General features: G+C 39.0%; 15 protein-coding genes. 7 read left to right on the top strand and 8 right to left on the bottom strand.

Annotated features, from left to right (window positions below):
- Positions 1 to 63: 63 nt before the first annotated feature.
- The 5 genes from MWU84_RS20790 to MWU84_RS20770 all read right to left on the bottom strand — a co-directional run bounded on the left by MWU84_RS20790 (position 64) and on the right by MWU84_RS20770 (position 11,609).
- On the bottom strand, positions 64 to 4,005 hold the full coding sequence (locus MWU84_RS20790; protein WP_246905314.1) for a two-component regulator propeller domain-containing protein: 3,942 nt from the start codon (positions 4,003 to 4,005) through the stop codon (positions 64 to 66).
- Between the two features lie 243 nt (positions 4,006 to 4,248).
- Entirely contained in the window at positions 4,249 to 5,859 is a 1,611-nt protein-coding gene (locus MWU84_RS20785; RefSeq protein WP_246905312.1) for a sulfatase, read from the bottom strand.
- Between the two features lie 161 nt (positions 5,860 to 6,020).
- The gene (locus MWU84_RS20780) at positions 6,021 to 8,036 is read right to left on the bottom strand and encodes a beta-galactosidase (protein ID WP_246905311.1); all 2,016 of its coding nucleotides are present in this window, start codon (positions 8,034 to 8,036) and stop codon (positions 6,021 to 6,023) included.
- A 10-nt stretch (positions 8,037 to 8,046) separates the two neighbouring features.
- On the bottom strand, positions 8,047 to 10,404 hold the full coding sequence (locus MWU84_RS20775) for an alpha-L-fucosidase (RefSeq protein WP_246905309.1): 2,358 nt from the start codon (positions 10,402 to 10,404) through the stop codon (positions 8,047 to 8,049).
- 356 nt (positions 10,405 to 10,760) lie between these two features.
- On the bottom strand, positions 10,761 to 11,609 hold the full coding sequence (locus tag MWU84_RS20770) for a ThuA domain-containing protein (RefSeq protein ID WP_246905307.1): 849 nt from the start codon (positions 11,607 to 11,609) through the stop codon (positions 10,761 to 10,763).
- Positions 11,610 to 11,834: 225 nt separating this feature from the next.
- Here MWU84_RS20770 and MWU84_RS20765 point away from each other — a divergent pair, with 225 nt between their 5' ends.
- Positions 11,835 to 13,712 (top strand): sulfatase, encoded by a 1,878-nt coding sequence (locus tag MWU84_RS20765; RefSeq protein WP_246905305.1) that lies wholly within the window; start codon positions 11,835 to 11,837, stop codon positions 13,710 to 13,712.
- 51 nt (positions 13,713 to 13,763) lie between these two features.
- On the opposite strand, the gene MWU84_RS20760 is transcribed toward MWU84_RS20765, so the two are convergent.
- The gene (locus MWU84_RS20760; protein ID WP_246905304.1) at positions 13,764 to 15,113 is read right to left on the bottom strand and encodes a hypothetical protein; all 1,350 of its coding nucleotides are present in this window, start codon (positions 15,111 to 15,113) and stop codon (positions 13,764 to 13,766) included.
- A gap of 301 nt (positions 15,114 to 15,414) precedes the next feature.
- On the opposite strand from MWU84_RS20760, the gene MWU84_RS20755 reads away from it, so the two are divergent.
- Positions 15,415 to 16,341: an NAD(P)H-binding protein gene (locus MWU84_RS20755; protein WP_246905301.1), complete on the top strand. Its 927-nt coding sequence runs from the start codon at positions 15,415 to 15,417 to the stop codon at positions 16,339 to 16,341.
- A gap of 169 nt (positions 16,342 to 16,510) precedes the next feature.
- On the opposite strand, the gene MWU84_RS20750 is transcribed toward MWU84_RS20755, so the two are convergent.
- Positions 16,511 to 17,080: a c-type cytochrome gene (locus MWU84_RS20750; protein WP_246905298.1), complete on the bottom strand. Its 570-nt coding sequence runs from the start codon at positions 17,078 to 17,080 to the stop codon at positions 16,511 to 16,513.
- A 441-nt stretch (positions 17,081 to 17,521) separates the two neighbouring features.
- Between MWU84_RS20750 and MWU84_RS20745 the strand changes: the two genes are divergently transcribed.
- Positions 17,522 to 17,773: a VOC family protein gene (locus tag MWU84_RS20745; RefSeq protein WP_246905296.1), complete on the top strand. Its 252-nt coding sequence runs from the start codon at positions 17,522 to 17,524 to the stop codon at positions 17,771 to 17,773.
- A gap of 56 nt (positions 17,774 to 17,829) precedes the next feature.
- On the opposite strand, the gene MWU84_RS20740 is transcribed toward MWU84_RS20745, so the two are convergent.
- On the bottom strand, positions 17,830 to 18,111 hold the full coding sequence (locus MWU84_RS20740; RefSeq protein WP_246905291.1) for a pyrimidine/purine nucleoside phosphorylase: 282 nt from the start codon (positions 18,109 to 18,111) through the stop codon (positions 17,830 to 17,832).
- 341 nt (positions 18,112 to 18,452) lie between these two features.
- Here MWU84_RS20740 and MWU84_RS20735 point away from each other — a divergent pair, with 341 nt between their 5' ends.
- The 4 genes from MWU84_RS20735 (at position 18,453) to MWU84_RS20720 (ending at position 22,949) form a co-directional block, all read left to right on the top strand.
- Entirely contained in the window at positions 18,453 to 19,532 is a 1,080-nt protein-coding gene (locus MWU84_RS20735; protein WP_246905287.1) for a hypothetical protein, read from the top strand.
- 138 nt (positions 19,533 to 19,670) lie between these two features.
- Positions 19,671 to 20,579, top strand: coding sequence for a DUF3667 domain-containing protein (locus tag MWU84_RS20730; RefSeq protein ID WP_246905284.1), 909 nt, complete (start codon positions 19,671 to 19,673; stop codon positions 20,577 to 20,579).
- A gap of 67 nt (positions 20,580 to 20,646) precedes the next feature.
- Positions 20,647 to 21,360, top strand: a complete 714-nt coding sequence (locus tag MWU84_RS20725) for a GDSL-type esterase/lipase family protein (RefSeq protein WP_246905280.1) — start codon at positions 20,647 to 20,649, stop codon at positions 21,358 to 21,360.
- A 98-nt stretch (positions 21,361 to 21,458) separates the two neighbouring features.
- Complete coding sequence (locus MWU84_RS20720; RefSeq protein WP_246905277.1) at positions 21,459 to 22,949, top strand: pyridoxal-dependent decarboxylase; 1,491 nt, start codon at positions 21,459 to 21,461, stop codon at positions 22,947 to 22,949.
- Positions 22,950 to 23,017 lie beyond the last annotated feature (68 nt).

Below are 23,017 nucleotides of genomic sequence, written 5' to 3'. Positions count from 1 at the left end.
GTTCGGGTGCTTAAAAAACAAAACCACCTTAAAAAGCAGTTATCGAGGTCGTTGTTTTAATAATTACGGGGTTGTGCAACGGTTACTATTGTTATGAATAATTTTCAAAACCTTTTTCATGAAGTCCTTATGTTCTTCATGCTCTAAAACATTTGTAAAGCTTTCCATAGGTGTTTCCTTGGATAGATATTTAAGCATCACCTCCTTTTCTTCCAGGAGATTTTGAACTTTCACCTGCAAATAATCTGGATGAAAGGGTTTGGGAATATATGAATTTGCTCCACTTTCCAATCCTTCAATACTATGAATGACAGAATTTTTGGATGTAAGCATTATAAAAGGAATATGACATGAAAGGTTATTGTTCCTTATTTTTTTACATAATTCCATTCCATCCATTTCTGGCATCATAAGGTCACTTATAATCAGATCTGGCATTTCCTTTTTCATTAATTCCAAAGCCTCGGCCCCATTATTGGCTGTTAGAACATTATATTTATCTATCAATAGTTCTTTTAAAAATACCCTTACATCTTTTTCGTCCTCAACAATCAAAACAACTTTACGTTTATTTTGAAGGACATCAAGTGATGTTAATTTATTTGAAATATCTTCAGAATTGCCAGATCCATCTTCCAAAATGTTTTTTAGGTGATAGGATATATTTACCTGCCCGGAATGCTCTTCCAATTCAGTATCCTTAAAGCTCCCCTTGTTACAGGGAATCAAAACCTTAAATGAGGTCTCTTTCTTGACTTCGCTCGTAACCGTAATCTCACCTTTCAAAACTGTCACCAAACTTTTTACATATGCCAATCCTATCCCAGTCCTAAACTTATCGGTATCCGTATCCTTACTCTCATCCAACAATACAAATCTCGTAAATACGCGCTCCAATTTTTCTTTGGCAATACCCTCTCCAGAATTGGATACTATAATATTAAGAATATCGTAATCGTCCTCAATAAATAACTTTAGATTAATATTTCCATTTTCTGGAGTATACTTAAAGGCATTGGACAAAAGGTTAAATACGATCTTCTCAATTTTATCCTTGTCGAACCACCCCTGCAATAAGGATGGCATTTCCAATTCGTATTCAATATTTTTCTGAATGGCCCATTCATCAAATAATTCGGCAATTTGCTCTATTAAATTCACTAGATCGAATTGTCTCACCCTAACCTCCACATAATTGCTTTCCGCTTTTCTAAATTCGAGTAATTGTTGTGTTAAAAAGAGTAATCTAGATGAGTTCCTTTCTATCATATTTATAAACCTCTGGTTCTTTTCACTTAAACCCACCATTTCTGATAGTTTTTGAACAGGTCCGGTAATCAAAGTCAAAGGAGTTTGGAACTCGTGTGCTACATTGGTAAAGAAAGTAAGACGGTTTTGATGAATTTCTTCTTCTCTTTTTTGATTGATAATATTTTGTATTAAAGATTGTTTTTTTTGATAGTAACTGTAAATCAAAACAAGCAATAGAAGGAAAAGTAGCAAATAGACAGCGTATGCCACATTAGTTCGCCAAATAATGGGATCGATCTTAATATCTATTGCTTTTGTGGGATTGCTCCAAATACCATCGCTATTGGTCCATTTTAACAATAGTGAATATTTACCAGGTGGCACATTCGTAAAGGAAATATTTCTTCGGTTATTGATGTACACCCATTCGTTGTCAAAACCTATAAGCTGATAGGCATATGTGCATTTTTCACTGTGAATAAAGGTTAGGGCTGCAATGTCTATGTCGAAATAATTCTCATCGTGCTCCAAATTGATAGATGGAAAGCTGTTGCCGTTTGGGGAGACCACCAGATTTTGATAGTATGGCTCCTTCATATTTTGACCACTTATTTTATCAATAAGAATATCGGGAACAAACGGATCTTCTTCTATTTCCGAAGGCAAAAAATAGTTAAATCCTTTAATTCCCCCCATAAATACGTAATCAGAGTCGGCACCTTTATAAAAGGCTCCATCCGCAAACTCATTGTTTTGTAAACCCTCATTTTCGGTAAAATTGATAAATCTGGATTCATCGACTACAAAATTGGAAAGACCATAATTAGTACTTATCCAAAGGTTTGATTTTTTGTCGGAAATAATTCCATGGATAGTATTATTCGGCAAGCCTTCATTTACGGTATAACGTCTAAAATATGCTTCCCCATCACTTCCTATTTCCTGCAATAAATTCAACCCGAAACTTGTTCCTACCCATAGATTATCTTTTAAATCTTTATAGAGGCATAAAATATCATCATTGGATAGGCTGCGCAGTTCGTTCCTTTTATTCTTAAAAACCTGGAATGAGTCGGATTCCTTATTAAAAAGGTTCAACCCTCCTAACCGTGTACCTATCCATAGTTCCCTGTCGTTCCTAGGAAGTATTGAGAAAATAATATTACTGCTTAGCCTGTTTTCTTCATATTCCCCTGCGACATACTTCTTGAATTCAGAAACCTTTAGTTTATCTCCAAAGCGTTGGATTTTTAGGCGAATCATTCCATAACCATTGGTACCCAGCCATATAAAGCCATTTATATCCTGAAAAATGGCATAGGTCGACTTAAAGTATTCACACTGATTACTTTGCAAGATTTGGGACCAATTTACAAGTTTTGACCTTTTCAAATCAAAAACATCAATTCCCTCTCCATCCGTTCCGATAAAAATTAAGCTATCTTGTCCTTTATGCAATGCATAAACTGAATTGTTGATCCCGCTATTATTCTGATTATAATTTTCATAAGGCAAGGACTCATTTGAATTCTCATAAAATTGGGGAGGAAAGCGGAACAATCCTTTTCCTTTGGTTCCTATCCAAAAAGAATTTCCCTCAGACTCTGTAAATGTTCTAATAATACCTTCACTGAATTCAGGAACTTGCGACTTGGTAACTAAATGAAAGGATTTTCTGAGCGGATATAACTTAAAAATACCCTCCCCATCGGTACCTACCCAAATAACGTTTTCATTCCCTTGAAAGATAGTAGTTATCTTTTGCTCTTTAAGATATTTTTGCCAAGGAAGATTTACTCTTTTCCCTAAACTATCTATAATTAAAAACTCGGATTTATTGGACAGTAGGAGTCCCTCGGATATAGATCCTATTATGTTATTAACATTCCTTTCATCAACTTCAACCGATCCTTGATCCAACAATGAGGAAATGTCCATCTCACCTGTCTTTGAAATAATACATAACTTTTCATTTTGTAGGATTTCGAACCCATTTACATTTTCAGCAACCAACTCACTATTTGATATCCTTTTTTGAGCATTTTCCCCGGGAGTTATTTTCAATTGGTACAATTCACTATTGTCATATAGAAGAAGTAGATCCCCTGAAGGTGTGAACACCATCTTTTTAACCGCCTCGGAGGGAAGATTAAAAGAATTCAATTGTATAAAACCATCCTCGAAAAAGTAGCCTATACCCCAGTCCTTTATTGCACAGAATACTGTTTTGGAGGAATCCAAAGCAATGGTAAATTCTGATTCCGAGACCGGAGGGTTGTTTATTCTTGAAAAATAATAACGCCTAAAGCTATTTGTTCTCTTATCATAACTATTTATGCCATGAATGGTCGACACCCATATTTGACCCGTCTTGTCCTCAAGAATATTAAGTATTACCTGATTACTTAAGCTATTCTCATTATTCAATTCAGGGCGAAATATTTTGAATTTACTCCCGTCATAGCGATTTAAGCCATCCCAGGTTCCAATCCAAAGCAAGTTGTCCGAATCTTGAAAAATTGCATTGATGGAACTGTTCGATAGGCCGAGGGAATTATCTATTTGCTGTAATTTGTATTTTCTTTCTGGATGGATTAGAGCACTTTTCGGGTTATTTTGGCTAGCTGCATTGGGATTATTCCAAATTTTAATCGCAGAATTATCGGAATTAGAAGTTGCATTTTGAGCAAAACAGATGGTTGTGCAAAAAATAAAAACGAATAGGGGGGTTGTTTTTACATTAAAAAATCGCATAAAACAATATAAACTAAAAATGATAAGGAATTAGGGCATGAATTAAGAAAATCGTAAAATAGGCCCGAATATAATCTGTTTTTGGCTTTAAAACATCCCCACAGCCATTTTAATGAAAATCTTCAACAGTTATCTTTGCCCTACCAACCAATTTCTTATGTAACAATGAATAGGCCATTTAACAAAAAAATTGGGCGGGATTATACCCCGCCCAATTTTTAAGAGTGCCCTAAATGAGTGTTTCTAATACTTCTTGCTCTGTTCAATATACTTGTCGTCCAGTTCTTTGGAATCCTTATATTTTACCCTAAGCTGGGCGAGTTTTTCCTTGAGCTCTTTCACGATATCCGCATATTCCGGATCATCATAAACATTGTTCAATTCCTTTGGATCTTTTTTGCGATCATATAATTCCCATTCGTCCACATCATAATAAAAATGGGCCAGTTTATATTCCTTGGTAACTATTCCATAATGACGCTTTACCATATGCACACTGGGATACTCATAATATTGGTAGTAGACGGCCTCCCTGTTCCATTGGTCTGCCTGGCCTTTTAACAACGGCATAAGACTTTCTCCCTGCATATCTTCTGGAGCCTTAATTTGGGCGGCTTCCAAAAAGGTTTGGGCAAAATCCAGGTTTTGCACCATTTCCTCCTCTGTGGTTCCTGGCTTTATTTCATTGGGCCAACGGATAAGAAGCGGTGTTTTAAATGACTCATCGTAAATAAAGCGCTTGTCGAACCAACCATGCTCCCCTAAATAGAATCCTTGATCCGAGGTGTATACCACTATGGTATTTTCGGCCAAGCCATTCTCGTCCAAGTAATCCAGTACCCTGCCCACATTGTCATCCACAGAGGAAATACTTCCCAAATAGTCCTGCATATACCGCTGGTATTTCCATATCATTTTTTCCTCGTCCGTCATGGTAGGCCATTTCTCTTTAAATTCTTGGTTTATGGCGTCTATAATAGGTTTGTACTGACTCTTTTGTTCCTCGTTTCCGCGATTGAATTCATTGTTCACATTGGCTTGGGACCCTTCAACAAATGGCTCCACGTCTCCCATGGCCTCCAAGGTTTCTGGCCATATCTTGCTATCATGGCTATACTGCATATGATATAAAAGATTCATTTCAGCCGTTTTGGCCGCAGTGCCCCTGTTGGAATAGTCATCGAATAGAGTCTCTGGCAAGGGAAAGGTTTTTTGGGAATATTCCTTAAACTTATCAGCTCTAGGCCACCATGGTCTATGGGGTGCCTTATGCAGGTACATAAGAAGAAACGGCTTATTGGGATCCCGTTTTTTATCCAACCATTCCAAACTCATATCTGTAATGATATCTGTTACATAGCCAGTAATAGTCGTATCTCCCTTTTGAGTAATAAAGTCCGGGTTAATATAATGTCCCTGCCCTGGCAGGATCATAAAATCGTCCACTCCCTTGGGATTGTTCCCAAAATGCAGTTTCCCGAACATGGCCGTTTGGTAACCCGCATTCTGAAACAGTTGGGGGAAGGTAACCTGGGTAGTATCAAAGGGATTGTGGTTATCTATTTTTCCATTTATATGGGTATGTTTTCCGGTAAGTATAGTGGCCCTGGAGGGGGCACAGATGGAATTGGTAACGCTGGCATTTCTGAACAACATGCCCTCCTTGGCTAAACGATCAATATTTGGGGTTTGGATCAAATGATCACTATAGGAACTAATAGCCTGATAGGCATGATCATCGGACATGATGAACAGAATGTTGGGCTTTTGGGGCTTCTGCTCTTCTTTCTCTGCACAGCTGTGCAAACACAAAAGACATAGAGTAAAAAGGGAAAATAATGGTAGTGCTTTCATATGGTTTGTTTGTTTGGATAAAACTCAGGTTAAGGAGAATAAATATAAAGGGTTTAGGGATAACCATCAAAAAATTCTTCTTTATGTGAGGAGAAGTACCTTCCATATACAGGTTTAACAGAAATACAATTTTACATAGGCCGGCCAATATTATGGCTGTTCTATTCCTCCAAAGGGTTCACTCTTAAAAGTAAGGTCGATTTTGGTTTCATTATCAAATGCAATTGTCTTGTAGCATCGGCCAGTATTACATTTTTTACGGGATCTACTATCTGTGCCCTAAACGGAAAATTGATTGTCTTTTCCCCACCGTTTATGGTATGTATGCCCAGCCAGTTTTTGCCAATATAAAAGACATCGTCTGTCTGAATATAACGGTGTACGCCTGCTCCTTCCCATAATTCTCCTAATTCTGTAGCAGACCAATTCAGTTTTCCATCAAGAAACAATTGTTCTCTATTTGGACGGAATATGTTTGTTCCCTTTCCGTTTGTCCAGAGTACAGTAACCCCCTGTTTAGTCCACTTTTGTATCCTCTTTTTTTCCTTTGAATTCAGTTCTAGCAATCCCAACAGCCAGACTAGCTTATATTGGGAGGTCGCCATATTTTCTAAATCCGTCCTAAGAAAAAGATCGTATGAATTCCCGGTTTTTGCCAGAGGATATCTGTTGGACAAGATATTCTCTGTAAGATGCCCATAGGTTGGATCCCAAAAAGAGAGTTCTTCATCTACCACCACACCCACTTGGGATTTCATCTTTATACCCAATGATGCCGGAAATAGGGTATGCAATTGTTGAGTCTTTTCTATAACATTCAGTAGTTCGGGAGCATTAAACCACCCTCCCCACATATCAAACCACCAGCCTCCATAGCCATAGGCCAACATTCTTGCCGTATTTTTCCATAAAAAAGATACCGAGGTATCCATATCCTCTGGACCCAACCATACGCCGCTCTCATACTGTCCTGGAGGCGCTATGTCGTTTGAGCGATCTTTTAACAAGGTGGTTATGGAGGTTCTGGTATCGTTTTCAGTAAGCCATAATTTACCATGGAGCTGAACAGAGTTTATGGCCGCCATTGGGGGCCAGTCCTCCCCTGCTACGCGATTATAGACATTGGGACTGGACAGATAATCAAGATCCTGACAATCCAACAACTTGGCCAGGGCCCCGTGTCCTCGCCTAGGATCCCCAACAAAATAATGATAGCCATAAAAGGCCCCCGTTAAAAGATTGCCATGGCTCTTTTCTTTTACAATTTTACTGAAATAGGCAATATTATCTACCATGACCTCAGCCTGGAAGCGATAGGTGTCAATATAATTCTGTTCGTGATCTGGATTGCGCCATTCCGTACTTTTTGAAGGCTCATCAATGTTCGCCAGCTGGGCATTTTCAAAAGTAAGCAAAGGTTGGTTCCACGCCACTCGTAAGGCATCTTTGTTCTTATAACTGTTCTTCAACCATTGCCTAAAGGCTTGTAAGCGGGCCGGATTTTGATCCTGATATTGTTTGGGATGATAAAACCATTCCTCAGTAAAGCCACTGGCAACATGGATTCCTGCCAAATATTTGGAGTATTGGGAACCTAGAAGCCTATCTAAACAGTCTCGGAGTACTTCCCCTGTTTTTTCCTGCCATATTTTAGATGCAAAACACTGGCGAAAAGAAGTACCATCTGGCATATGGGCAGCAGCTTCCGGGTACAATTCTGTCCACCACTCCGGGGGATCCAGGTAGAAACGGATAATAACCTTTGCCTTTGGATCTGATCTTATGATTTTTTCAAAATCACTCTCCAAACTGGAAAAATCATATTGGCCTTCCCCCAACCAAATCGGGGCCCTGAAAGGACCTATACCTGAAACAGTATTGATTCCGCCCTCTCCCAAATAAGCCGGAATATTATAAATATGGATACCGGTCGCCGCTATTTCTTTATAATATTCCTCCTCTCCCAAATAGGACATATAGGCATATGGAGGATAAATCTCACCGTCAATAACCAAGGATGGGCTTCCTGAATCTATTCTTATCTCCGTCTTGGATTGTGCTTCTCCTGAAAAACGTCCTATCAACAATAATCCAATGATGAAAAAGAAATTCCTTAAATAATTACTCCTCCCAATTCTACTCGCATTAAAACAACCTGTGCTGTACGTATCTATCATTAACAATCCTTTAAAAATCAGTATCATAAACGGTAAAGCTTCGAATAGCACCTTTATCTTCCACGCTCTTCAAGGATAGCCTAAGTTTATTTGTTCTGATTTTTTCAAATGTCTGAATTCGTTTCCTTCCAACACTTTGTCCTTTTGCGATACTTACCCATTTCCCCTTAATATAGGCTTCCACATTGTACTCCTTTATAAATTGCCCTAACCGAAGTTGTTCTTCAATTACCAAAAGGTTAATGGTTTTCTTTTTAGGGAGATTTATAAAAATTTCACTTTCCTGTGAAAGATCTGTTGCCTCTGCCCTGCCCAAGGGGTTGGAATACACCTTGTCTATTGACACACCCAATTCCTTTAATCGTCGTACTTCCTGTTCAGGAATTAATCCATTGGTATCCGGTGTCATATTGATTAGGATATTGGCCCCTCTTCCTATGGTTTCCAGATATACTTTTTTTAAGTAGTCCAAACTCCTTAAAGTACTATCGGAATTAGGGGTCCAAAACCACTTCTCCCTAGGATGTATATTGGCCTCAGCTGGTATCCAACCTGCATTTTGCGGCCCTACCCAGTGGTCAAATCCCTCCCCAGGCTCCAAAACATTCCAAAGCGGGTAAGCAGCCCAACCTTGCTCGCTGCCCGACCATCGCACATCTGGTTTTGTACCTCCCATGACCAAAGCATTGGGCTGCAAATGTTCCACCATAGTTCTAATGGCATCGCCATAAGCGGTACCTAATGGCTTCATGGTTTTGGGATCCACAACATCCCAGCCGAAAGGGTCATAGGCACCATCAAACCACACATAAGATACTTCACCATAGTTGGTCAATAATTCCCTCAATTGTTCCAGAAATACAGGGAAGTATTGGTGAATATTACCTACCAACTTTCTTTCCCCTTGGGGATCGGGAGTACTGGTTACCCCAAAATGTTTATCCCCTCCAGATATATATAGTCCAATTTTAATATCATTGTTCCTACAGGCCTCAACAAATTCCGCAACAACATCTCCCTTACCATTTTTCCATGGTGATTTTTTAACGGAGTAATCAGTGGTTTTCGTGGGCCATAAACAATACCCATTATGGTGTTTGGCAGTTAAAACAATGTGTTTTGCCCCAAACGATTTGGCCGTTTTCACCCATTGTTCCGCATTTAGTTGCGACGGATTAAAAAGATCCGCAGCCGGCACACTCATAAAATCCGATGCTATATATGTAGCTGGACCAAAGTGGATAAACGCCCCCATCTGTCTTTCTTGAAAGTCCCATTGCTGGGGAGTCGGTTTTCTGCGTATCCCTATATTGGAAGCATTGGTATTCTCCAGATTGTTCTGAGGCGATATCAGAACCGGAGTCCAATCCCCCTCATGTTCTGGGGGCTCTGAGGAAAATTCATCGGTTTTTTTAAAAAAATGCTCAAATAAATGTCCGGGTGCCCCATCATAGGTTGCCCATTGCAAATCTCCGGCTGTAGTCTGGTCGCTTCCTGTAAAATAAAGAATAGTTCGCCCTTCAAAATAGCATAGTTCAACATCGGAAGCATTACTTTCACTAATACTTGGGTCTATTAAAGGAATATTTTTATGGGTAGGGTCAAAGCTTATAAAAGGTCTCCCAGCCGGTGCATCCTCCCAATGAATCAAATCTTTGGAGCGTGTAATTCGGGTTTCATATCCAGGCTTCAAAGCCTCCAAATAAAGTGTATAATACCAGTCCGCTTCGTAATATAGGGCAGGGCCACCCACATATTTACCCACACCATATAGGGCTTCGGGGATTGCTTCCCAATTTGTAAGGTCGGTCGATTTCATATACCTGAAGGTAAACGGCTTCCAGCGCTTATCATTGGTTTCATAAAGCAGAATAAACTCATTTTTACCCCGGCAGACTGCAGTGTTAAAAAAAGATTCTCCCTCGGCCGCCCTCAGTACCACTTGGGGCTTGGTCCAATTTTTTAGATCTGAAGAACTTGTCATGGTAATCTCTGTCATATGCCGCCAAGGCTTGCCCTCTCCGTAGTTACCGGCAAAAACATAAACACGATCGTTCCAAACCAGAGCGGTACCGAACCCGTGGTTTTTTAAGGGCACCGAAATTATTTTATTGGATTCCACCTCCCTGATACGCACCTCATCCTCATGAAAATAATCCCCTGGCCTGGCTCCTTCCACATCCCAGAACCGTTGGTTGTTTTCCAATAAATACAACCTATCCCCAAAGACAAAAGGGGAGGTTTCTACCAAGGGAGACCCCAGTCGCCCCCTCTTTTGAATAGGATTTTGAAAGGTATTTTGGGCCAACGAAGTACCGCCCAGCAATGCCATCATTAAACCGCAAAGGATATGTTTAAATAAGACCATGATATGATTATTTATAGAAAATAAAGCTAAGGCTAAAACCAAGGAATAGCTACACAGATTTAATCCTATACCAATGTATTTTTGTCCTTGGAGCTACTGTCTTAAAACTTTGAGGAGTAATCTGGTGCGAACTATGCAATCGAAACTTATTACACGACCCAAACATTGGAATAAGCTAAATTTACAAATTGTAATTAATGCTTTGAAGTTAATTGGAGTATTTAAGCTTATGGCGCGTTAGCGGTTAATGTTGTAGGCTTTTTTTTGATAAATCCATAAAGTTGGTCTCCGCATAAATGTAATTATTCTTTCGATATAAAAAACATCTAGGTAAGCAAAGGCTTACAAAGGAAATATCAATCTTTTCTCACTACCCATTTTATTCCTTCTATAAGATGTTGTCGTCCAAAATCCGTATCCAATGAGCGAATGTCATGCCCCAACTCTGTATAAAAAAATCTTCCTCCGCCCCAAACGCGGGTCCAGGCAATAGGATGATCTTTTCCCATGGCCACGCCACCTCTAGTCTTGAAATATTCCCTGACCGGTTCGTATGTGGATTCATCCACCCTGAGTAAAACCTGCACTCCAGGCAAACTGGTAACGGTGTTGGTGTGGTTGGTCCAATCCGCCTCGTACCAAAACTCTTTGCCCATCCCCTTAACTGCAGGATGATCCATCGCGGCAGAATCAACTACCACTTTCGCTTTTAGAAATTCAGAATCACTATTAAAATCACAACCGCCCAATTCCATTATCCAGGGCCAATTTTCCTGATGCACCAACAATGCATGTAAGCCAACTATAGCTCCCCCAGCTTTATACCATTCCTCTATGGCATTGCGTTGATCTTCATTGAAAACTTTGTCCAGAACATTTGCATTGTTGAACAGCAATACATCATAATAGCTCAGCTTTTCCTTGGATATATCATTTCCAGTTTCACTTACATCTATCTGCATATTGTGTTCGGCACCTAGCCTTACAATCCAACCATTTACAATGGGAATGTCCGGATGTCGGAACCAACCTGTACCGGAAAAAAGTAAAACCTTTAATGATGTTCCGTCTCCCATCGCATTGCGTTCATGCATTTTCTTTTGATGGTCAACATCAAGATGCTCTTGCGCAATCAATTGAAAGGTAGACAAAAACATTAACCATAAAAACATGGTTGAAACAATATGGGTTCTTTCGCTTTTCATAATTCTTTTGATGTAAGCAGATGTTTACTTAACATCCGTTTCAATAAAAATAAGTGTTTTAAATAAGATACTACTTATGATTTATAAAGATAAAAATACTTCATTCATAGACCTTAAAACTGCCAAAAAAAACAACATGGATATAGAAGATTTGCTATATTGGGAACTTTAACAACAATCAAGTACCAAAAATAACCTACCATAAATTAAAACCGTGTAACCAAAATGTTTAAAATTAATAATAGCATAATTCTCAACAATTGTGCAATCCTTTTGTGCGCCATCACTATTATAAGTTGCCAAACAAAACCGAAAGAGGAGCTGCCCCCCAATATTGTATGGATCACTTCTGAGGATAATTCCAAACACTACCTAAAGCTTTTTGACGAGAATGGCATTGCCACCCCGAATATTGAATCCTTGGCAGAACGGGGCCTGATATTTAATCGTGCATTTTCCAATGCCCCGGTCTGCAGTGTTGCTCGGTCCGCGATTATATCCGGTTGCTACGGACCGCGTATAGGGGCGCAATTTCATAGAAAGATCGCTACTGTCCCCATGCCCGATTCACTAAAAATGTTTCCTGCCTATCTAAGGGAGGCCGGTTATTACACTACCAATAATAGCAAGGAAGATTATAATATAAACAAAACCGAAGGAGTTTGGGACGAGTCTTCAAAGAAGGCAAGTTGGAGAAACAGAGATGAAAATCAACCTTTTTTCCATGTTTTTAATATTGGGGTCTCTCATGAATCCAGTATGCACTTTTCCGCCGAAGACATGGAAACCAACACTCCTGAAACGGATCAAAACTCTTTTGAAATTCAACCCAACCACCCCGATACTGATTTATTTAAATACACCAATGCCCTATATCGCGACAAAATCAGGGAAATGGACCGCCAGGTTGGGGAAATAATCAAGGAACTAAAGGAAGATGGCCGCTTGGGTGATACCTTCATTTTTTACTATGGGGACCATGGTGGTGTACTACCGGGAAGCAAGGGTTACCTCTATGAAACGGGACTCCATGTTCCCATGGTAGTCCACGTTCCCGAAAAATACAAACACCTTGTAAACAGTCCTATTGGCAGCTCCGTAAACGGTTTTGTAAGCTTTATTGATTTGGCTCCAACAGTATTAAACCTTGCAGGCATAGATATCCCCAAGGAAATAGATGGAAAGGCCTTTTTAGGCCAGGATATAAGTGCTGAAGAGTTAAACTCACGGGATGAGACCTATAGTTATGCAGATAGGTTCGACGAAAAATATGATATGGTAAGGGCCGTACGAAAAGGGAAGTATAAATATATTAGAAACTATCAGCCCTTTAATTTTGATGGCTTAATGAACAATTATCGTTACAAGCAATTGGCTTACCAGGAATGGCAGTCTTTGTATGACAAGGGAGAGCTCAACGAAATACAGTCGGCCTTTTTTGAAAACCGTGCGCCAGAAATGCTTTTTGATATTGATACCGACCCCTATGAAACCAAAAATCTGGCCAATGATCCAGAACATAAGGCTACACTATTGGACCTGCGAAACAGACTCAACACATGGGTAAAAAGAATGCCAGATCTTTCTTTCTACCCTGAACACCATCTGATCAGGGAGGCGTTTAACAACCCGGTGGCCTTTGGACAAAAACACAAAAAGGAAATTGAAAAATATATAGAAATTGCTGATCTAGGTCTTTTGAACTTTAGGGAGGCAGAAAATTCTTTAACCCAAGCCTTGGACTCATCCGATCCTTGGGAAAGATATTGGGCCATAATTGTTTGCAGTTCTTTTGGGGAACAGGCTATTGGTATGGAGGCAACAATAAGGAAAATCTCTACCAAAGACTCGGAGCTGATCAACAAGGTGCGTGCCGCCGAATTCCTGGGTATCGTAAAGAAATCGGACCCATCCTTGTTAATGACAAATGCTTTGTACGCTACAGAAAAACCAAGTGAAGCCCTACTGATCTTAAATTCGATCGTGTTGATGAATTCTGGTGATTACGGCTATAATTTTAATATTGAGCTCGATAAGATGTCCAAAGTGGTCTCCGAGGATTCAGAGGTAATGCGCAGGTTGGAATTCCTGAACGTCCTTTAGAAATATCAATTGGTTTTGTTGACTTGGATAAATGAATAAAAAAGAGCCTTATCACGGTTTTACAATATTTCCAAACGCCGCCAAAGGACAACTCAAAGTGGTCATATACAAAGGATTTTGTTTATGCCCGGAAGGATGGAAACACTCATAAGGCGCCCCATATTCCGGGCCTTTTCTAAAATCGTTCTGGCGTAGATCGTCTATGTACTCCTTTGCCAATTGCTGGGCAAGTTTAAAATTGGTTTTGGCTATGGCATAACACACCCACCCTGTTGGAGTGCCCCAATAGGCCCCATTCTGGTAAGTGTTTTTTTGGGCCAAGGAAAATTCCCAAGCGGTGGATTCATCAAAGTCATCGGTGGTTAAAATGTGCCTAATGTTACCTTTGTAGGACAAATGCCCATTTTCGTAGGCTTTGGCCAAGAAACGGCTTGTTCTTTCCATGTCTTCCCTACTAAGGATATTGTAGTATATGGCCAAGGCCGATGACCAAACGTCCGCCTGATTTCCTTTTCCGGTAGATGCTTTTAGCATACCCCTTTCATCCATAAACAATTGTGGTATTGCTTCCTTGATATTATTGGCAATCAGCCTATACTTCTCCACCTTAACCGGATTGTTTCGTTTTTCAAACAATTCCGCAAGCTCCATGGCAGCCTTAAATTTTAATATGGACGGATAGCACAAATTGCCCGTAATGGTCATTACATCCCTAAATCCAAAATCGATACCCCTGAAATGGTCCGTGGTGGTGACGATATGATTAACCAAACCGGAGGGAGGAACATTGAAGGCAATTTCGAGTCGGTCTATAAGCCTAATCCCATGTATATCCTGTTCCAAAACGGATATATCGCCTGTAGTTTTAATATAGTAATAGGCCATATGCACAAAGAAAAACTGATCGCCATAGGGCGGCGTCCTACCAAACTCTGGAGTGCCCTGTTCTTCAAAACTATACGTACCCGGAAAGTATATTGGCAGACTTTCATCCATACGAATATGATCGGCTATGGCACCAAAAGGAATTAAAGCCCCATTTTTGGTAATCCAAGTTCTGTCGGCTTGTGTAGCAGCGGTAAGCCTTAACATATTACGTTGTTCTTCCTCTGTGATAAATCCCGTATCCAAAGACATGGCATAATCGCGTATCCAAAAAGCAGGATAACTCCCCCTACCCCCGGGTTTTACAAGGACCATTCCAGTGTTGTTGGTACCCATCCCGTCGGCAACCTTCTGTCCTGGATAAATTCGGGAACTATCAATTATTGTTGCAGTAAGTATTTCCAGAAATTGAATATCCCTAGCACTTAAAACTAGGTCTTTTTGCGTTGTATTGGATTGCCCGTAAGCTAATATGCTTATGGCCAACGAGAACAGAGCCGTAATTACTTTTTTCATGACATCTATTATGGGTTTCGGTATAAATTTATAGGATCCAGGTATTGAAGAGGCATAGAACTATAGAATTAGAACATACCTCCCTCGCACAAAATATCCAGCTAAAAAACTAAATATAAGGCAACTAAAAAGTAAAATAGCTAACATAAACCAAGTAATTTTTATTACTTTAACCCAGTTATATAGGCCATCGAAAATTGTTGGCGGGCAATCAACGCCTCATTGCAATAGATATAACGGTCCTCACAACAACATAGTAAAGGTCTAAAACATTAAAATATTCATAAAAAATAATGCAACTATGCAAACAATATTGGGTTCGGGCGGAACCATTGGTACCGAACTGGCCAAAGCACTAACAGCATATACCAATGAAATAAGGTTGGTAAGCCGAAACCCGAAAAAGGTAAATGAAACCGATCAGCTATTAGCTGCAGACCTTTCGGACAGAAAAAAAGTCTTTGAAGCCGTCCAAGGTTCTTCCGTTGTTTATGTCACGGTTGGATTTCCTTATAATCTTAAAATTTGGCAGCAAAACTGGCCAAAATTCATTAAAAATGTCATCGACGCTTGTATAGAAAACAACAGTAAATTGGTGTTTTTTGACAATATCTACATGTATGACCCCAATTATTTGAATGGAATGGATGAGGAAACGCCAATAAATCCTTCGAGCAAGAAAGGCAAAGTACGTGCAGAAATTGCTGCCATGATCATGGACAAAGTCATAGAAGGTCAACTAGAAGCTTTAATTGCCCGTTCAGCGGATTTTTATGGCCCCAGTATCAAAAATTCCAGTATGTTGACGGAGACCGTATTTAAACCCTTAAGTACCGGTAAAAAAGCTAATTGGATGGCTTCAATAGATCATAAACACTCCTTTACCTATACGCCTGACGCGGGCAAGGCCACTGCAATCTTAGGCAATTCGGATAAAGCTTACAATCAGGTCTGGCATTTGCCCACCGCAAAGAATCCGTATACAGGAATAGAGTGGATAACAGCCATTGCAAATGAAATGGGGGTAAAACCTAGGTATCAAATTGCAAGTAGACTAATTGTAAAGATTCTTGGCTTTTTTGCGCCTGTAATGAGGGAAATGCCCGAGATGATGTATCAATACGACAGGGACTACGTTTTTAATTCGGACAAATTCGATAGCCAATTTAATTTTAAAACCACTCCCTATTTGGAAGGAATTAAAGAAATCATCAAATCCGATTATTAAAATGAGCCTATAATAAATCATTTCTGATTTTATGCTTTTTTGACAAGTTTGGGTAAAGAATAATTACGGTGCCATTCACTTGAATGTTTGGCTCTCAATTTTTTAACAATTGTAAAATGACACCGTTGCAATCCAAAATAATCTTTAAAATTTATGGCTGAAGAATAGTCTATATTCCGGGTAAGATGGCCTGTGGTACTATATTCTTAACGGGCTTTATGCTCTTTAAATAGGCATATATTGCCTTTAGATCCTCATCTGGCAATTTGGAATATCCTTCCCATGGCATTGGGGGCAATAGTGGTCTACTATTTTCAAGACCTTTGTACTTTCCAAACTTTATAGCTTTTATAAATTGCTCTTCGCTCCAAAATCCAATACCAGTAGCATCTGGGGTTAAATTACCGGCAAAGGAGGTTCCCCAAGGTCCAATGGCGGCCGTACCGTTCATATTGAACAAAACGAAAGTTTCAGTCGTTTTAGCATCATAAGAAGGCAAAGTTTCATTGGAATCATGGCCGGATAACAGCTTGTCAGGATCCGGTACAGGACCCCTATTAGTCATAATCTTTGGAGAGTGACACGCATTGCAATCAAGGGTCGCAACCAAAAACTCCCCTCTTTTTACCTGGTCATCCAAGCTAGGAAGATCTGCTTTTGCCAATTCCTTTTGTTTAGGAGAGTTGCAAGCGATTGTCATTATACCAAGAACGACAAACGCAAAAATTGTTTTTTTCATAAACTTTTGATTTTGATTTTACATTAAGGATATATGGGCATTTAGTTTTTAATCCGATGCCCATAAAAACATGGTACAGAAATTAAAATATACCTGACAAAGGAAGACAGAAAGCGCAAGGCCTACAATCACATAAGTATGTGAAAATTAATAACCAAAAAACCCAAGAAGGAAAACTCCGAAGAAGTACAACAATAAATTTGAAATCTTACCATATTGAACAAACCATTATCAATGAGCCGTACTACCCCACTTCTCCAAGACAATTTTAACGGCTACAGCACCTTGGTCTGCCCGTTTCAAATTTGAGGCTTCCATAGAGTTTTCTAGATCCCAGGATTTATAAGAATTATGGCCTCACATATAGATGTGCCAGAAGAAAATAACACCATACTTGTAGCCATGATGGAACAAAAGTGAGTAATCATTGAACTATATCAGGTGACCAAGAAGGAGATGGACGAACATAGATCGAGGAAAGATGGCCATGTAGACCATATTGCCTTTGATGTGGCCGATGTAAACATGGCTTTTCGCGAACTTAGGGAAGCCGGTTTTACCATGGTAGAGGAGAAACCCGTTTTCCTGGACTTTTGGGAAAACGGCTGCAAATATTTCGCTAAGGGGTTTGGATGGGGAAAAACTGGAATTCAACCAGATTATGTGAAACTTCTTTGCACTCCCTGGATTTAATTGAGTGAAACGCCTTTAAAAACAGGAACCAAAAATTCCTAATTGGAAATATAAGTCTACTCGTATTGACATAGATAGGCAGTTTGCCCTACCGATTTCACTTTAAAAGAAGTGTTTGCCGCTACTTTAAAAGAAGTGCCCGACTTAAAGGATTTCCATTCCGTTTCATTTGGCAGTAGGGCTATGAGTTCTCCTTCTACTACAATCATGTTTTCTTTTGCGGAAGTCCCAAATTCATATTCGCCAGGCTCCATTACCCCTATAGTAGATTTTCCTGTAGCGGAGGTGTATCCTAGCGATTTTACCATTCCATCAAAATATTCATTGCTCGAGATCATATACTTTCTTTTTATCAAATAGGCCGCAAATATAAAGAAAGGAAGTTCAGAATAGCAATATCCTCAATTTTTTAAACCTGCCAAGCTACTGTTTTGGCTTCTATAATTTCGATCCTTAAAAATACTACCCATAATTAGAACCTAATTATTGACAGGCATCTCAAGGGACATTTTACAAATTGTTCAGATATAAAATATCTGTTGACCAATGGATTATTAAGGTATACAGAGCTTACAGCAAGTACACGCAAAAATTTAAACTCCGGTCTAACAACACAAAAATTCCCTACATTTAAACAAGCAATACCATAAAATAGAGAATATATTTAAAAATTTTAAGAATGAAATACCTTTTCACCGCGGTTATACTATTATCCACAATTAGCCTATGTTCCTTTACCTACAAACCCACTAAAACTTCTGTAAGTATCCAAGGAGAGCAGTTTTACATTAACAATCAAATAACCTACAAAAATAGATTTTGGCAGGGCAATAAAATTGAAGGTTTACTTTTTAATTCAAGAATGGTCCAGGGTATATTTGATGATCTTAATGCCAATACCCGCGATAATTTTAAATATCCCGATTCCGACAAGTGGGATGCAGCAAGGAATACCGAAGAATTTGTAGCGGCCATGTCAGATTGGAAGGACCATGGCCTATTATCCTTTACCCTCAACCTGCAGGGAGGAAGTCCATTAGGTTATGGCAATCACGGCTGGATCAACTCAACCTTCGACAGTTTGGGCAACCTAAGGGAAGATTACCTGAATAGACTTGAAAAAATATTGAATAAGTCCAATGAACTGGGTATGATAGTTATTTTGGGCTATTTTTATTTTGGTCAAGATGAACAATTAAAAGATGAACAAGCTGTGGTAAATGCCGTTGATAATATTACCAATTGGATTTTACGCAAGGGCTATAAAAACATTCTGATAGAGATTAACAATGAATGTGATGTTAAATATGACCATACAATATTGCAGCCGAAACGTGTCCACGAATTAATAAAAAGGGTTCAGGAAATAAGTGGGAACAAACTCTTGGTCAGCACCAGTTATGGCGGTAATAAGATTCCCTCCTCCGAGGTTATTGCCGCCTCGGATTTTGTGCTGTTACATGGCAACGGGGTAAATGATCCAAAAAGAATAGAAGAGATGGTGGCAATGGTTAGACAATCCGAAAGTTATTCTGCCAAGCCCATACTATTCAATGAGGACGATCATTTTGATTTTGACAAGGAGTCCTATAATTTTCTCTCTGCCACAAAATCGTACGCTTCTTGGGGTTACTTTGATTTTAGAATGAAAGGGGAAGGCTATAACTCAGGTTTTCAAAGTGTGCCGGTAGACTGGAAAATTAGTTCAGATCGAAAAAAGGCTTTTTTCAACAAACTAAAAGAAATTACCGGGTATTAACGAATCGTTATTTTACTGCTAGATCAGAAAAGCTATTTCCAAAAACAGCATGAATGTAGATAACACCAATAGGTCTTTATTGCCCTGATATTTGGAATTGTCTATTTGAAGCATTGCACACAGTTAATAACTTAAAAAATGACGGAGAAAATAGAAAAGAATTCCAAAGAAACGGAATTCAAAAACACGGTATGCAAAAACTGTAAAACTCAATTTAAGGGTAAATTCTGTCCCAATTGTGGTCAGTCTGTCTATGAATTTGAAAAGCCATTTCGTTTTTTGATCGTTGATCTCGTAGGGAATATTTTCGCCTTCGATACTAGGTTATGGAAATCCATGTCATCCTTAATTTTTCGTCCAGGTAAATTTGTAGAGGAATATCTCAATGGCCATAGGGCAAGGTACATGCCCCCCTTTAGGCTATATATCTTCATAAGTTTCTTATTCTTTTTATTATTGTCTATTTATGCCGGAAGTCAAATTCAGATCAGTGAAAAAGACAGAAATGAAATAAATTTATCATTCAACGGTCAAATAGACCCACTTAATCCAGAGACCGATTCCCTAAAAACTAACGAATTAAATATTAGCGATAGTTCTGTTAGTCCAGAGAAATTGACCAATGCCCTTTCAAAAGTTTTAAATAACCCCAAAATGTACATGGACAGTTTTCTTAAGTTTGTATCATGGTCCCTGTTTTTTCTTATGCCTGTTTACGCCTTCTTCCTATGGCTGTTATTTAGAAAAAGTAAAAAGTATTATTACAGCCATCTGGTCCTTGCCATTAATCAACATACTTTCGTTTTTCTCCTATTTGTCCTTATAATTTGCTCTAAACTTATATTCCCAATTCGGGCTTATTATCCAGAGAATTACCTAATAGCCTCCATTCCTATTTACTTATTTTTCGGCAAATTACATCTCTATAAAAAGAGCTGGTCAAAAACTCTATTAAGAATGCTTGCCATTCTTATTTTTTATGGAATCACACTTTGCATTACCTTATTTATAACATGGTCTTTTTGGATAAAAATGGAGTTACTATAATATGTATTTATTGTAGTTTATTAGTGGCTTAGACTTTTATACCCTAATTGATGGAACACATATTAAAATGAAAAAATTGAACTTCGTCTTATTACTATTGATATTATTTTCATGGCATTCATATGCTCAAAATGTGATAGCATCGAATTCAGATTATTTGAAGGACATTAAAGTAGAACTCACCAAAAAATGGCCCAACAATAGGACTATCAATTTGGTTTTTCACGGTCATTCGGTTCCAGCGGGCTATTTTAAGACCCCAATTGTCAACACCTTGGAATCCTACCCTTTTCTAGTGTTACAAACAATAAAGCAACACTACCCCTTTGCAGTAGTTAACATGATTAATACTTCCATTGGCGGAGAGAATTCTGTTAGTGGGGCAGAACGATTTGAGTCCGAAGTACTGATCCATAAACCGGATGTGCTTTTCTTGGATTATGCCTTAAACGATACCGGGATCGGACTGGAAAAGTCCTATGAGACCTGGAACAATATGATCCAAAAAGCTTTGAAGAGAAACATTAAAATAATACTTTTAACTCCCTCCCCTGACCAACGCATAAACATGTTGGAAGCAAATAATGTACTGGAACAGCATCAAAAACAAATTCAAAACTTAGCAAAGGAAAATGGGATCGGCCTTGTGGATAGTTTCGAAATATTCAAAAAAAAAGTGATTGCTGGAGACAGTATTTCAAAATTTATGTCGCAAGTAAATCATCCAAACGCTGAAGGGCATAGACTCATTGCAGATGAAATTAACATGTATTTTGAATAACAGGTAAAATATTTGAGTGGGCCTTCATATAGTTTGAAACAAAAAATAACACCCCTCCTGAATGGAATAAAGCACTAATAATTAATTCCTTTAACGTTATGACCAATAATCGAGATTCAGCACTGGAAATAAAAAAAGAAGAGTTTAAAAATATCGGTTATCAGCTGATAGATAAGATAGCTGGATTCTTGGACACAATTGATGAAAAACCTGTTACCCTGGGAGAGGGACCCCAAGCACTACAAAAAATACTGGGCGTTTCTTCCCTTCCGGACAACGGTAGTGACGCAAAAGATATTATTTCCAATGCCACCGATTTATTGATGGACCATTCCCTGCTCAACGGGCATCCAAAATTTATGGGCTACATTACCTCATCCCCTACACCTATCGGTATGCTTGCCGATTTATTGGCGGCTTCGGTGAACCCCAATGTGGGTGCACATATTTTGAGTCCCATGGCCACAGAAATTGAAAAGCAAACCGTACAATGGCTGGCTGAATTTATTGGGGTAGGGCCAGACTATGGCGGAATATTGGTAAGTGGAGGCAACATGGCCAATTTTACTGCATTTTTAGCAGCGCGAACTGCCAAGGCCCCAAAAAACATAAAGGAAGACGGCCTGACCTCAACTTCAAAAAAATTATTGATCTATTGTTCAAAAACTACACATACCTGGGTGGAAAAAGCAGCTATTCTTTTTGGCCATGGTTCTAAGTCTACCAGATGGATCCCAACCGACGCCTCCAATAAAATGGACAACGATCTCTTGGAAAAAGCCATAAAAAGGGATTTGAAAGATGGCCATCAACCATTTATGGTTGTAGGAACTGCAGGAGATGTAAGTACGGGGGTTGTAGATAACCTAAACGGCATTGCATCTATATGTAAGACTTATGATTTATGGTTCCATATAGATGGGGCCTATGGCATACCTGCCGCTATTGTTCCAGAATTAAAACAAATGTTCCAAGGCATTAAAGAGGCAGACTCAATAGCCTTGGATCCGCACAAATGGCTCTATAGCCCGTTGGAGGCAGGATGTACCCTGGTTAAAAACCCCAAACACCTTACAGACACCTATAGTTCGCATCCCGAATATTATAATTTTAGCAAAAACGAACAGGGAACAGCTCAGAATTTTTATGAATATGGACTTCAAAACTCGCGTGGATTTAGGGCTTTAAAGGTTTGGATGGCACTAAAACAATTAGGAAGAAGTGGATATTTAAAAATAATTCGGGAAGACATTGAACTGTCCCAATTATTTTTCCAATTGGCAGTAAACCACGAGGAACTGGAAGCTATTACCCAGAATTTGAGTATTACCACCCTAAGGTATGTGCCATTGGGTTACGGGGATAAATCCGATGGGAATGAAACATATTTAAACACCTTAAATGAGACCCTATTGGATAAGCTACAACTAGGTGGCCAAGTATTTCTCTCCAACGCCATAATAAATCATAAATATTGCTTACGCGGCTGTATTGTAAATTTTAGGACCTCCAAAAAAGACATAGAGGAAATCATTGAAATAATAGTTAGGGAAGGAAAGGAAATGCATCAAAAATTAACCACAAAATAAGTTAAGATTGAATCAATGGGTTTGATCCCTGCCTAAATGGATACTAAATTTAACTATCATTTAAACTG

Source organism: Arenibacter sp. F20364 (genome assembly GCF_023015905.1).
Lineage (GTDB): Bacteria > Bacteroidota > Bacteroidia > Flavobacteriales > Flavobacteriaceae > Arenibacter.
The sequence above is the reverse complement of the archived record's forward strand: the minus strand, read 5'-3'. Positions and strand labels throughout refer to the sequence as shown.

Excerpts from the sequence above, each read along its gene's own strand:
- MWU84_RS20755 (WP_246905301.1), top strand. The coding sequence starts at position 15,415 with ATGCAAACAATATTGGGTTCGGGCGGAACCATTGGTACCGAACTGGCC.
- MWU84_RS20740 (WP_246905291.1), bottom strand. The coding sequence starts at position 18,111 with ATGATCTCGAGCAATGAATATTTTGATGGAATGGTAAAATCGCTAGGA.
- MWU84_RS20785 (WP_246905312.1), bottom strand. The coding sequence starts at position 5,859 with ATGAAAGCACTACCATTATTTTCCCTTTTTACTCTATGTCTTTTGTGT.
- MWU84_RS20780 (WP_246905311.1), bottom strand. The coding sequence starts at position 8,036 with ATGATAGATACGTACAGCACAGGTTGTTTTAATGCGAGTAGAATTGGG.
- MWU84_RS20765 (WP_246905305.1), top strand. The coding sequence starts at position 11,835 with ATGTTTAAAATTAATAATAGCATAATTCTCAACAATTGTGCAATCCTT.
- MWU84_RS20730 (WP_246905284.1), top strand. The coding sequence starts at position 19,671 with ATGACGGAGAAAATAGAAAAGAATTCCAAAGAAACGGAATTCAAAAAC.
- MWU84_RS20790 (WP_246905314.1), bottom strand. The coding sequence starts at position 4,005 with ATGCGATTTTTTAATGTAAAAACAACCCCCCTATTCGTTTTTATTTTT.
- MWU84_RS20735 (WP_246905287.1), top strand. The coding sequence starts at position 18,453 with ATGAAATACCTTTTCACCGCGGTTATACTATTATCCACAATTAGCCTA.
- MWU84_RS20750 (WP_246905298.1), bottom strand. The coding sequence starts at position 17,080 with ATGAAAAAAACAATTTTTGCGTTTGTCGTTCTTGGTATAATGACAATC.
- MWU84_RS20775 (WP_246905309.1), bottom strand. The coding sequence starts at position 10,404 with ATGGTCTTATTTAAACATATCCTTTGCGGTTTAATGATGGCATTGCTG.
- MWU84_RS20760 (WP_246905304.1), bottom strand. The coding sequence starts at position 15,113 with ATGAAAAAAGTAATTACGGCTCTGTTCTCGTTGGCCATAAGCATATTA.
- MWU84_RS20720 (WP_246905277.1), top strand. The coding sequence starts at position 21,459 with ATGACCAATAATCGAGATTCAGCACTGGAAATAAAAAAAGAAGAGTTT.
- MWU84_RS20770 (WP_246905307.1), bottom strand. The coding sequence starts at position 11,609 with ATGAAAAGCGAAAGAACCCATATTGTTTCAACCATGTTTTTATGGTTA.
- MWU84_RS20725 (WP_246905280.1), top strand. The coding sequence starts at position 20,647 with ATGAAAAAATTGAACTTCGTCTTATTACTATTGATATTATTTTCATGG.